Here is a 12834-nt window from a genome sequence, read left to right as displayed (position 1 = left end):
CGGTCGCCGAGGTGGATGTCCAGGTGCTGGCGGACCTCGTCCAGACCCGGCAGATCCGCGCCCATCCCGGCACGCTGCGACCCCTGACCGGAGAACAGCACCGCCACCGGACCCGACACACCCGCACCGGTGACGGCCAGATCACGCAGGCCAGCGACCAGCTGGGAGAGGTCCGAACCGGTCACCACCGCCCGGTGCGCGAACCGGGACCGCCGCGTAGCAAGTGCAACCGCCGTGTCGTGGAGGTCGGGGCCGGTCTGCGAGGCCCAGTCGGCCAGCCGCGCCGCCTGCGCCCGCAGGGCCCGCTCCGACTTCGCCGAGACGATCCAGGCCGTCGGACCCTCGTGGGCGTCCGGCGCCGCGGTGACGTCGCCCTCCTCGATGATGACGTGCGCGTTGGTACCGCTGATCCCGAACGACGACACACCCGCCCGCCGCGGCCGGCCATCCGTCCGCGGCCACGGGCGCGGCGACGTCAGCAGGGAGATGTTGCCGGCGGACCAGTCCACCTCCGGCGACGGCTCGTCGACGTGCAGGGTGGGCGGCATGGTCTCGTGCTGCAGGGCGAGGACCATCTTGATCACGCCGGCGACGCCGGCCGCGGCCTGGGCGTGGCCGATGTTCGACTTCACCGACCCGAGCCACAGCGGCTCTTCCCGGTCCTGGCCGTACGTGGCCAGCAGCGCCTGCGCCTCGATCGGGTCACCGAGCCGGGTGCCGGTACCGTGGCCCTCGACGACGTCCACGTCGGACGGTGACAGGCTGGCATTGGCCAGCGCCTGCAGGATCACCCGCTCCTGGGACGGACCGTTGGGCGCGGTCAGGCCGTTGGACGCGCCGTCCTGGTTCACGGCCGAGCCGCGGACGATGCCCAGGACGCGGTGGCCGAGGCGGCGGGCGTCCGAGAGGCGCTCCACCAGCAGGACGCCGACGCCCTCGGCCCACCCGGTGCCGTCCGCGGCCCCGGCGTAGGACTTGCAGCGACCGTCGGAGGCGAGGCCGCCCTGCCGGGCGAACTCGACGAACCCGGCCGGCACCGACATGACGGCGACGCCGCCGGTCAGGGCGAGAGAGCACTCGCCGCTGCGCAGTGCCTGCGCGGCCAGGTGCAGGGCGACCAGGGAGGAGGAGCAGGCGGTGTCGACGGTGACGGCCGGGCCGTTGAGGCCGAGGACGTAGGAGAGCCGGCCGGACAGGACGCTGGCCGCGGTGCCGGTGCCCATGTACAGCTCGGCGTCGGCCGGCACATACGGGCGCAGGCTCTGGTAGTCCTGGGCGTAGGTGCCAACGAAGACGCCGGTGGCGCTGCCGCGCAGGGTGACCGGGTCGATCCCGGCGCGCTCGACCGCCTCCCACGACACCTCGAGCATGAGCCGCTGCTGCGGGTCCATGGCAAGGGCCTCACGCGGGCTGACGCCGAAGAACGCCGCGTCGAAGTCGGTCGCGTCGTAGATGAAGCCGCCCTCGGTGGTGAAGCGGCGGCCGGGCTCGTCGGTCGGGAAGTCGTAGATGTGCTCCAGGTCCCAGCCGCGGTCGGTGGGGAACGGGGCGATGCCGTCACGGCCGTCGGCGACGAGCCGCCAGAAGTCGCCGGGGTTGGCGACGCCACCGGGCATCCGGCAGGCCATGCCGACGATCGCGATCGGCTCGTCGACGCCGACGGCGGCGCGGACCGCGACGGTGCGGGCCGAGCCGAAGACCTGCCGGAAGAGGTACTCCGCGACCTCGGCCGGCGTCGGGTAGTCGAAGATGAGGGTCGCCGGCAGCCGCATCCCGGCCGCGGTGCCGAGGCCGTTGCGCAGCTCGACGGCGGTGAGGGAGTCGAAGCCCATCTCGTTGAACGCCCGGCCGGGCTCGACGGCGTCGGCGGAGGCGTGGCCGAGCACGACGGCGGCCTGGGCGCGGACGAGGTCGAGGATGGCGCGCCGCTGCTCGCTGGGCTCCTGGCCGGCGAGCTGGCCGGCCAGGGACGACTTGGCGGCACGGCTGGCGCCGGCGGCGGGGCGGGCCGGGACGCGGACGAGGCCGCGCAGGATCGGCGGCACCGAGTCGGCGGTGGCCGTGGCCTGGATGGTGGGCACGTCGATGCGGGCCGGGACGAGCGTGGCCGCGCCGGTGGCCAGGGCGGCGTCCAGCAGCGCCAGGCCGTCCACGGTGGACAGCGCGCCGCTGCCGGCGCGGGCCATGCGGGCCAGGTCGGTGTGGCTGAGCTGGGCGGTCATGCCGGTCGGCTCGGCCCACAGGCCCCAGGCCAGGGAGACGGCGGGCAGGCCGTGGTCGCGGCGCCACCGGGCGAGGCCGTCGAGGTAGGCGTTGCCGGCCGCGTAGTTCGCCTGGCCGGGGCCGCCGAAGATGCCGGCGGCGCCGGAGAACAGGACGAACGCGGTCAGCGGCAGGTCTGCGGTCAGCTCGTGCAGGTGCCAGGCGCCGGCGGCCTGCGGGGCGAGGACCCGCCGCAGGCGGTCCTCGGTGAGGGCGACGACGACGCCGTCGTCGACGAGGGCGGCGCCGTGCACGACGCCGCGCAGCGGCCGATCGTCCGGGATGCCGGCGAGCAGGGCGGCGAGCGCGTCGCGGTCGGTGACGTCGCAGGCGGCGACGGTGACGTGGGCGCCGAGGGTGGCCAGGTCGGTGACGAGGGCGTCGACGCCCGCGGCGCGGGGCCCGGACCGGGAGACGAGCATCAGGTGCCGGACGCCGTGGGCGGCGGCGAGGTGCCGGGCCACGATGGCGCCGAGCCCGCCGGTACCGCCGGTGATGAGCACGGTGCCGTCCGGGTCCCACACCGGCGGTTCCGCGGCGGTCGACACCACGACGCGTTCGAGGCGAGGCGCGAGGGCGCGGCCGGCCCGGATCGCCAGCTGTGGTTCGTCGCCGGCGGCGGCGCGGGCCAGCAGCGCCCACGAGGCCGGGTCGTCGTCGAGGTCGGCGAGCACGAACCGGTCCGGGTGCTCGTTGAGGGCGGTGCGCACGAGGCCCCAGGCGGCCGCGCCGGTCAGGTCGGTGACGGCGTCGCCGGGCGCGGCGGCGACGGCGCCGCGGGTGACCACGGCGAGGCGGGTCGACGGGGGGTGCTCGCCGGCCGCCCACTCCTGGATGGCGGTGAGCAGGCCGGTCAGCGCCGTCGCAGTGGGCCCGGGCGAGGGTGCGCCGCTCACGCAGTACACGACGAGATCGGTGCCGGCCTCCCGGACCTCGATGCCCGCGGCGGCCAGGCCCGCGACGGCACCCAGGGTGTCCTCGCCCGCGACGGCCACGCTCGGCACGTTCGCAGGGGCGGACACCGAGGTCCAGCCGGTGGCGAACAGCCCGTCGACGCCCCGGCCGCGCAGCTCCCCGGGGTCCAGGGCCCGCGACCGCACCGACGCGGCCGTGAAGACCGGCTCCCCGTCCGCGCCGACCGCGGTGATTTCGTTGGTACCGCTCGCGCCCGGCCCGATCCGCACCCGCAGCACGGCGGCACCGCCCGCATGCAGGCGCACGCCGGTGAAGTGTGCGGCGGTGCGCGGGGCCGCGGCGGGCCCGTCGGCCTCGGCGGCCAGCCACGGCTGCAGGGCGGCGTCCAGCAGCGCCGGGTGCACGCCGAACCAGCCGGCCTGCCCGGCGATCGCGTCGGGCAGCGACGACTCGGCGAACAGCTCCGCCCCCCGCCGCCACGCGGCGGTGAGGCCCCGGAACGCGGGCCCGTAGGCGGCGCCGGCCGCGGCGAGCCGCTCCCGGACGAGGTCGGCGGCGACCGGTTCGGCGCCGGGCGGTGGCCACGCGCCGGCAAGCGCGGCGGCGTCCACTGTGGATGGTTCGGCGGCCGGGGCCAGGGTGCCGGTCGCCCGCTCGATCCAGTCGCCGGTGTCGCTGTCGCCGCCGGTGTAGACGGTGACCCGCCGGGTGCCGTCGCCGGCCGGGGCGGAGACGGCGACCTGCAGGGCGACGGGCGCGCTGTCGGGCAGCACGACCGGGGCGCCGATCTCCAGGTCGCGGACGTGGCCGCAGCCGACCTCGTCACCGGCGCGGATCGCGAGCTCCAGCAGCGCGGCGGCGGGCAGGACGACGGCGCCGCCGGTGACGTGGTCGGCGAGCCAGGGGTGGGTGGCGGGCGACAGCCGGCCGGTGAGCACGACGCCGTGGCCGCCGGCCAGGGAGACGGCGGCGCCGAGCAGCGGGTGCGCGGCCGCGCCGAGCCCGGCGGCGGTGACGTCGCCGGCGGCCGCCGGCGGGGCGTCGAGCCAGTACCGGGTCCGTTCGAACGCGTAGGTCGGCAGCTCGACCCGGTGCCCGGCGGAGCCGGAGGCGAGCGCCGTGGGCCAGTCGACGGGCACGCCGGCGGCCTCCAGCGCGGCGCCCGCGCCGAACAGCGTCGCCGTCTCCGGCCGGTCGCGGCGGGCGACGGGGATCACGACCGGGGCGGGATCGGCCGGCAGCGCGCCGGTGATCAGCGAGGTGAGCACGCCGTCGGGGCTGATGTCGAGGAAGATGCCGGCGCCCTGGGCGGCCATCCAGCGCACGCCGTCGGCGAACCGGACGGAGTGCCGGGCGTGCCGCGTCCAGTAGGCCGGGTCGGTGACGAGGGCGGTGGCGTCGCCGCCGGTGAGGTTCGAGACGAGACCGGGCCGCGGCGCGTGGAACCGCACGCCGGCGAGGACGTCCGCGAAGTCGTCGAGCAGGCCGTCCATGTGCGGGGAGTGGAACGCGTGCGAGACCCGCAGCGGCCGGACCTTGCGGCCGGCGTCGCGCCACCGGGCGGCGAGCGTCTCGACGGTGTCGGCGTCGCCGGAGACCACGATGGACGCCGGGCCGTTGACGGCGGCGATCGCCACCAGGTCCGCCAGGCCGTCCAGGTCGGCCTCGACCTCGGCCTCGGTGGCGGTGACGGCGAGCATCGCCCCGCCGGGGGTCGCGGCCTGCATGAGGCGGCCGCGGGCGGCGACGACGGCGCACGCGTCGGGCAGGTCCCACAGGCCGGCGAGGTGGGCGGCGGTGAGCTCGCCGATGGAGTGGCCGCCGAGCAGCTCGGGCCGCACGCCCCAGGCCGCAAGCTGCCGGAACCAGGCCACCTGGACCGCGAACAGGCCCGGCTGGGTGTACCGCGTGGAGCCGATCCGCTCGTCGCCGAGGACCTCCAGCAGCGGGACGCCGAGCAGCGGGTCGAGGTGGCGGGCCACCTCGTCGAGGGCGGCGGTGAACTCGGGCAGCACGCCGTGCAGCGCCAGGCCCATGCCGGGCCGCTGGGAGCCCTGCCCGGAGAAGAGCGCGGCGAGCCGGCCCGGGGCCGGGCCGGTGCCGCTGTGCAGGTTGGACCGGGCGCCGCCGGCGGCCAGGGCGCGCAGCCCGGCGACGATCTCGTCGCGGTTCGCACCGGCGACCGCGGCCCGGTACGGAAAGCGGGAGCGGGAGGTGGCGAGCGCGAGACCGGCGACGGCGGGCGGCGCGGTGGTCGTGGCGGCCCAGTCGGCGAGGCGGGCGGCCTGGGCGCGCAGCCCGGCCTCGGTCCGGCCGCTGAGGATCCAGGCGGCGGCGCCGTCGCCCGCCGGCACGGCGGCCGGGGCCGGGTCGCCCTCCTCCAGGATGACGTGGGCGTTGGTGCCGCTGATGCCGAACGAGGACACGCCGGCGCGGCGGGGCCGGTCCCCGACGGACGGCCACGGCCGGGCGGCGTCCAGCAGCGCGACCCGGCCTGCCGACCAGTCCACGTGCGCCGACGGCTCGTCGACGTGCAGCGTCGCCGGCATGGTGGCGTGCCGCATCGCGAGGACCATCTTGATGATGCCCGCGACGCCTGCGGCGGCCTGGGCGTGGCCGATGTTCGACTTCACCGACCCCAGCCACAGCGGCTGGTCCCGGCCCTGGCCGTACGTGGCGAGCAGCGCCTGCGCCTCGATCGGATCGCCGAGCCGGGTGCCGGTACCGTGGCCCTCGACGACGTCCACCTCGGACGGTGACAGGCCCGCGTTGGCCAGGGCCTGCAGGATCACCCGCTCCTGGGCGGGGCCGTTGGGGGCGGTGAGGCCGCTGCTGGCGCCGTCCTGGTTGACGGCGCTGCCGCGGACCACGGCGAGGATGTCGTGGCCGTTGGCGCGGGCGTCGGACAGGCGCTCGACGACGAGGACGCCGACGCCCTCGGCCCAGCCGGTGCCGTCGGCGGCCGCGGCGTAGGACTTGCAGCGCCCGTCGGCGGCCAGGCCGCGCTGGCGGCTGAACTCGATGAAACCGTCCGGTGTGGACATCACCATGACGCCGCCGACGAGCGCGAGGGAGCACTCGCGGTTGCGCAGCGCCTGCGCGGCCAGATGCAGCGCGACGAGCGAGGAGGAGCAGGCGGTGTCGACGGTGACGGCCGGGCCGGTCAGGCCGAGGGTGTAGGCGAGCCGGCCGGAGACGAGGCTGGAGGCGTTGCCAGCGGTGAAGTAGCCCTCCATGCCGGGCGGGGCGTGCAGCACGAGCCGGGCGTAGTCCTGCATGCTCGTGCCGACGAACACGGCGCCGTCAGTGCCGCGCAGCGCGTTCGGGTCGACGCCGGCGCGTTCCACCGCCTCCCAGGCCACCTCCAGCAGCAGCCGCTGCTGCGGGTCCATGGCCAGCGCCTCACGCGGGCTGATGCCGAAGAAGCCGGCGTCGAACTCGGCGACGCCGTCGACGAAGCCGCCCTCGGCCACATACGTGTGACCGGGCCGGTCCGGGTCGGGGTCGTAGAGGTCGGCGACGTTCCAGCCGCGGTCGGTGGGGAACGGCCCCACCGCGTCGCGGCCGTCGGCCAGCAGCCGCCACAGGTCGTCGGGGGTTCGCACGCCGCCGGGCAGCCGGCAGCCCATCCCCACGATCGCGATCGGCTCGCGCATGCCGGCCTCGAACTCACGCAGCCGCAGCCGTGTGCGCTGGAGGTCGCCCGTCACGCGCTTGAGGTAGTCGAGAAGTTCGTCTTCCCTGGTCATCGCGCACCCCGAGACAAGGCGAGCCGGGCCGGCGTCGACTGCGACGCCGGCCGGGCGGTTCGTATTGGTGGAAGGACGGGCCGCCTAGGCGGCCGTGGACGCCGTGACCGGCTCGGCCTTGGCGTAGAACATGCCATCCGGGTCGGCCCGGACGCGGGCGTCGAGGTCGGCGGCGTCGGCGCCGACGAGGATCCGCCAGCGCCCGGCGCGCACCGCGTCGAGGATGATGCCGGCCGCCTGGGCGGCGGTGACGGGTGCCATCTCGCGGAACAGCTCGTTCGGGCGCAGCATGAACGCCCGCAGTTCCTCGGTGGTGGCGTCGTCGGCGACGCCGTACTTCTTGAGGATCGGCCGCATGTCGTCGAGCTCCGCCGCGCTCATCGTTGCCGGGTCGGGCTCGCCGTGCGCGCGGCGGCTGTTGGCGAAGAAGTCGGTGCCGATGTGGCCGGGCATGACCACGGCGACCCGCACGTGCGGGGCGTGCTCGGCGAGGTCGTCGATGAGCGCCTCGGAGAACGCCTTCACCGCGGCCTTCGCCGAGCCGTAGGCGGTCAGCGGCCGGCCGACGCCGTGCGACGGGTAGAAGGCGTTCATGCTGCTGGTGTTGACCAGCACGCCCTCGTCGGCGGCCATCAGCAGCGGCAGGAACGCGCGCGTGCAGTAGTAGACGCCCCACCAGTCGATCGCGAAGACCCGCTCCCACATCTCGCGGGAGTCCTCGACGAAGCTTCCGGCGCCGCCGATGCCGGCGTTGTTGAACACGAGATTCAGCGGCACCCCGGGGTGCGCCCGCGCGACCTCGTCGCGGAACCGCAGCACCTGCGCCTCGTCGGAGACGTCGCAGGCGTGCGCGGTGACCCGGGTGCCGGGCGGCGCCGCGGCGACCGCGGCCGCGGCGGTCTCCGCGGCCCGGTCGTCGAGGTCGCAGCAGGCGACCGAGCAGCCCTCGGCGGCCAGCCGCAGGACGAGCTCCCGCCCCATGCCGGACCCGCCGCCGGTGACGACGGCCAGCTTCCCCGCGAACGATTCCATCGTCATGCCCCGCTCACCGCTGGCGCAGGGTCGCGGCGACGAGCATCAGGTTGTCGCCGCGCTCGGCGTAGCCGCTGACGGTGTAGCCGTTCTTGTCCAGGAAGCTTCGCAGCTCGTCCGGCTCGAACAGGTCCATCGTCTTCATGTTCAGCTGTTGCTGCTGGTGCCGGCGGATCGGGTCGCGGCCCGCGCGGTACGCCAGGAACGTCAGGGTCCCGCCCGGGCGCAGGCAGCGCGCCACCTCGGCCAGCAGCGACTCCTTGTCGCTGGCCCCCTGCCAGACGTTCCAGCAGTTGACGGCGCCGAGGCTGTGTTCGGTGAACGGCATCGTGTAGCACATGGCCCGGACCGTGAACAGCTGCGGCCAGCGGCCGCGCAGGAAGCGCAGCATCGGGCCGGACTGGTCCAGCACGACGACCCGCCCGGCGCCGAACCGCTCGACGAGCTGCTTGGTCGACTTGCCGTTGTCGGGCCCGATGTCCAGCACCGGGCCGTCCTCGGCGTGGGTGTGCGTGGCGAGGAACTCGTCCTCCTCCGCGGCGGTCAGCACGGCGCCCCAGTTGCGGCCGATGACCCGCAGGTACGCCTCGCGGATGCCGCGGCCATAGGCCGGCAGCACGAACGGGTCGTAGATGTCGGGGATCTCGGGGATGAAGTCGATGGCGTCGTAGCCAGCCGCGTACACCTTCTCGCACGTACCGCACTCGACACCGGTGTCGGTGACGGTGAGCGGGCCGCGGCAGGCCGGGCAGCGCAGCGCGTCACCCAGGCCGGCGACGGCGGTGCGCCAGTCGACGGGGCCCGGCTCGGGCTCGCTGACGACGACCGTCCCGGCCGGCTCGTAGGGTCGCAGGGTGCCGCCTTCGGCCAGCCACAGGGCACGGCCCGACTCGTAGGCCTTCAGCGCGCCGGTGTCCACGGCCCACATCTTCGCCACGGTGTCGCTGTCCAGGCCGATCCAGGTCGCCCAGCCACCGGCCCGCTTGAGGTCCTCGTCGGCGACGTCCCAGACGGCCGGGGACGGGAACGTCCGCCCGGCCCGCAGGACACCGATCTCGTCGTCGGGGTCGATGGGGGTCAGGCACCGCTCCAGGCGGCTGGCCTCGTGCTTGTCGAGGCCGAGGCCGGCGGTGACGGCCAGGATGCGCTCACGGTCGGCGGAGAAGTTCCCGACGAGGAACAGCAGCGCCGAGCGCAGGCCCTCGTCGGCGGCGCCGGCCGTGAGGTGGTCGAGGAACGCGCCGAGGTGCTCGCGCACGGGCACCTCGCCGGTGTCGGCGAGCAGGCCCAGCACGATCGCGGCGAGCGCGGCCCGCCGGGGGTCGGCGGGGTCGAGCGCGGCGACGAGCTGCGGCACGGCCGCGGCGGCGCCGGGGAGGGCGACACCGACGGTGCCGCCCGGCGCGGCGGCATCCTCCTGCCACACCGAGCCGAGCAGCGGCCAGAAGGCGGCCGTGAGCTCACCGGGGGCCGCCGCCCGGAACGCGGCGAGCGCCTCGCCGAACGTCAAGGTATCGCCGGACGCAGAAATCTCTTCGCTGATCGGCATGGTCGAATCCTAAGCAGAGGGCCCGGGGGCGGACAGATTGTTAGGGGGCGCAGGTGGCGCACCCCTACTGGGATAGGGGCGCGGGCTTCTTCAGGTAGTTGCTGTACAGGCGCATGTTGCGCCGGATCGACTCGGCGGAGTCCTGCTTGGTGTACTTCACCAGCAGCCCCAGGAACTGCAGGCCGGCCTTGCTGTCCATGAGCTTCGCGGTGATGGTGAGCGCGCGGATCTTCGACCGGCGGGTGTTGCAGTAGCGGCGCAGCTGCGCGGCCGGGTCACCCTTGTCCGACAGCGTCTGCGTCAGCACCCACGCGTCCTCGAGGGCCTGGTTCACGCCCTGCGCGGTGCGCGGCGCGACGACGTGCGCGGCGTCGCCGACGAGGGTGATGCGGCCGCTGCCCCACTGCCGGGGCACCCGGTGCCGCACGAACGGGAAGAGGCTGATGTCCTCGTCGGTGATGGACTCCAGCAGCTGGGGCACCGGCTCGGACCAGGCGCTGAAGCGGGTGCGCAGGTTCTCCACCACGGAGCCGCCCGCGGGCAGCAGGTGCGCCTCGGCGTCGCCGGCCGGCGACGTCGCCGGCAGGACCTGGCCCTCCCGCCACGGCGTCTCGAACGCCCAGAACAGCTGCCCGTAACCGATCGGGTGCAGCGCGGCGACACCGGCCGGGCCGGAGTACGCCTGGACCTTCGGCAGGTCCGTCAGCTCGATCGGCGCCTTCGTCGCCCCGTGCCACGCGCACCAGCCCGTGTAGGCGGCCGGGGTGTTGCCGTGCAGGTGCCGGCGGACGACCGAGCCGAGCCCGTCGGCGCCGATGAGCACGTCGGCCTCGACCTCGGTGCCGTCCTCGAACGTCGCCACGGCACCGGCCGGCTTGCCGCCGCGCGCCTTGACGTTGCGGACCGCGGTCACCTTCGCGCCGAGGTGCAGCACCCCTTCGGGCAGCGCGCCGGCGAGCCGCTCGACGAGACGCTGCCGGCCGATCAGCATGATCGGGATACCGTAGTACTGCGCCACATCGGTGTAGTCGGTCGAGAAGATCTTCGTGCCGTTGTCCAGCAGCTGCTCGCCCATGTCCATGCGCATGCCGAGCTCGTCGGGCTGGACGCCGAGCTCCCGCAGGATGCCGGTGCCGTTCGGCCACACGATCATGCCGTTGCCGGCCGCCCGGACGGTCTCGGACCGCTCGTAGACGTGGACCTCGTGGCCCGCGGCGGACAGGCCGATCGCGGACGCCAGCCCGCCCACCCCGGCGCCGATGATGACTACCTTCATGCGACTGCTCCCGCTTCCTTGTCGGTACTGCGTGCAGGACTAGAACTGGTGGCCGTCGGACGTGCTCGACAGCCCGAGGTCGTCGATGAACGACAGCACCTCATCGACACCGGCGGATGCCAGGTCGGGTATTCCGTCGGCCGTGCCCGCACCGGTGTCCGCGGCGCGCCACCGCGACAGCAGCCGCTCCAGCCGCGCCGCGATCCGGTCCCGCTCCGGACCCGGTACCGCGAGGGCGCGCTCGAGCCGGTCGACGTCCGCGCCCGGTCCGCCCCCGGGCCCGGCCGCCTGCTCTTCCAGGAGCCGTGCCAGATACTCGGCGACGGCGGCGACCGTGGCATGATCGAAGATGAGCGTGGCGGGCAGCCGGACCCCGGCCGCGGCGGCTAGGCGTTGGCTCAGCTCGACCCCGGTGACCGAGGCGAACCCGAGCTCCAGGAACCCCCGCTCGGCGTCGATACCGACCCCACCCGGGTGCCCCAGAATGTGGCGAACGTGGTCGTGCACGAGGTCCCGGACGAGAGCGGGGCGCTCGGCCGGCGCGGCGGCGGCGTAGGTCTCCCGCCACGTAACGGCAGGCTCACCGTCCCCGGCCCGCATGAGCACGGCCGCCTCCGGCACCCCGAGCCACGCCCGGCGCCACTGGCGAGCGGGCCGGTCGGCAATCGCCCGCTCCCAGTCGACGTCAGCGGCAAGGATGCGCGAATGCCCGGAGCCCACGGCCCGGTCCAGCACCGCCCCGAGCAGCTCAGGCGACTCAACGATCGCCGGCTCCAGCCACACGGTGGTCGCGGCCCGCCCTTGCTCGGACCACGCGGCCAGCGCGGCACCAACCGCCGCCGCGACCTCGGTTTCGGTGGTCTCAGCCGGCAGAGTGCCGGCGCCGGGAGCGACGGTGAGGAGCACCGCGGTTTCGGTCGCCAACTCGCGCAGCATCGCGGCCGTTGCGATGCTCTGGTGGATCGCGGCAACACCGCCGTCTGCGCCCGGTGCATACGCGACGGCCGCTACCGGGTGGTGTCCGACCACGGCCGCAAAGGAACCGGGATCGGCCGGATCGACCGTCAGGACGGGATCGGCACCACGGTCCCGGAGCCAGCGGGCGAGCCGCCGAGCCGTCTCCGGGTCGTCACCGGCGACCAGGCCGGCACCGTGGATCACCGGTGTGCCACTGTCTCCAGGGTCGAGGCGCTGGATGCGACGCACGTACGCTTCCGTGCCCCGGATCGCCAGACGATCCTCACCCTCGGGCCCGGCCAGCAACTGGGCGACCCGGTCAAGGGCGTCGGCGCCGACATCGGCCGCCAAGTCGATGACGGAGGCCCGATCGAGCCCCCAGGCCGGACCCGCGCCGCCGTTGACGATCCAAAGTGGAGTGTCGGTGGCGACTTCGGCGAGCGTCGTGCGCACCGCCACCGTGTCCTCGAGGCTCGCACCGGGCACGACGACAACGCCTTGAAGGCCTTCGCCAACCGCCTGCCGTGCGTACTCGCCGAGGCCGTCCCGGTCGGGCGTGATCCGGACCTCGGCGGCGCCGTGGCGGAGCATCGCCGCGCGCAGGCCGGTGGCCAGACCGGCGGGCGCGTCGGCGGCGGCGTGCAGGAGCCACATCCCGTCGAGCCGGCCGGTTGCGGTGATGGGCTCCCAGTCCTCGCTATAGCACAGCTGGTCGATCGCCGAACCTTCTCGGCGGGTTCGGTGCCAGCGTTCCAGGGCGGGCAGGACCGCGCCGACGGCGTCCTGGTCGTCGAGGTTCAGGGTCTCGGCCAGGGCGGCGGCGTCGCCCCGCTCGACCAGGTCCCAGAACGGCCCGTCGACCGCGCCGGTCGCGGCGGCGGGGGCCTTCAGCCAGTACTGCTCGTGCTCGAACGCGTACGTCGGCAGCTCGACCGGCGCGACGGCCGTCCCGAGGACAGCGGTCCAGTCGACCTCGACCCCGGCGGCATGGAGCCCGGCCGCGGCACTGAGCAGCCCGTCCCCCGGCCGCAACGTCGGCACCACCACCGCGTCCGGAGCCGTCAGCGCGATCATCGACGTGAGCACCCCGTCCG

5 protein-coding genes are annotated in these 12834 nt (G+C 75.1%); all 5 read right to left on the bottom strand.

Going from position 1 to position 12834, the window contains the following annotated elements:
- The coding region (locus IEZ31_RS54470) for a type I polyketide synthase (RefSeq protein WP_373294886.1) at positions 1-6887 on the bottom strand (6887 nt) is incomplete at its 3' end.
- A 123-nt stretch (positions 6888-7010) separates the two neighbouring features.
- A complete protein-coding gene (locus IEZ31_RS54465) occupies positions 7011-7964 on the bottom strand; it encodes an SDR family NAD(P)-dependent oxidoreductase (RefSeq protein WP_190258060.1) in 954 nt (317 codons plus the stop codon).
- Between the two features lie 7 nt (positions 7965-7971).
- Positions 7972-9507, bottom strand: a complete 1536-nt coding sequence (locus tag IEZ31_RS54460) for a class I SAM-dependent methyltransferase (protein ID WP_190258059.1) — start codon at positions 9505-9507, stop codon at positions 7972-7974.
- Positions 9508-9571: 64 nt separating this feature from the next.
- Positions 9572-10783 carry an FAD-dependent oxidoreductase gene (locus tag IEZ31_RS54455; protein ID WP_190258058.1) on the bottom strand — a complete coding sequence of 404 codons (1212 nt, stop codon included), beginning with the start codon at positions 10781-10783 and terminating at the stop codon, positions 9572-9574.
- Positions 10784-10822: 39 nt separating this feature from the next.
- A partial coding sequence (locus IEZ31_RS54450; protein ID WP_229837283.1) for a phosphopantetheine-binding protein occupies positions 10823-12834 on the bottom strand: 2012 nt, incomplete at its 5' end.

The sequence above is a fragment of the Dactylosporangium sucinum genome (assembly GCF_014647515.1).
Classification (GTDB): domain Bacteria; phylum Actinomycetota; class Actinomycetes; order Mycobacteriales; family Micromonosporaceae; genus Dactylosporangium; species Dactylosporangium sucinum.
The sequence above is the reverse complement of the archived record's forward strand: the minus strand, read 5'-3'. Positions and strand labels throughout refer to the sequence as shown.

What these genes read in the sequence shown, in the direction of transcription:
- IEZ31_RS54455 (WP_190258058.1), bottom strand. Translation starts at nt 10,783, where the DNA reads ATGAAGGTAGTCATCATCGGCGCCGGGGTGGGCGGGCTGGCGTCCGCG.
- IEZ31_RS54460 (WP_190258059.1), bottom strand. Translation starts at nt 9,507, where the DNA reads ATGCCGATCAGCGAAGAGATTTCTGCGTCCGGCGATACCTTGACGTTC.
- IEZ31_RS54465 (WP_190258060.1), bottom strand. Translation starts at nt 7,964, where the DNA reads ATGACGATGGAATCGTTCGCGGGGAAGCTGGCCGTCGTCACCGGCGGC.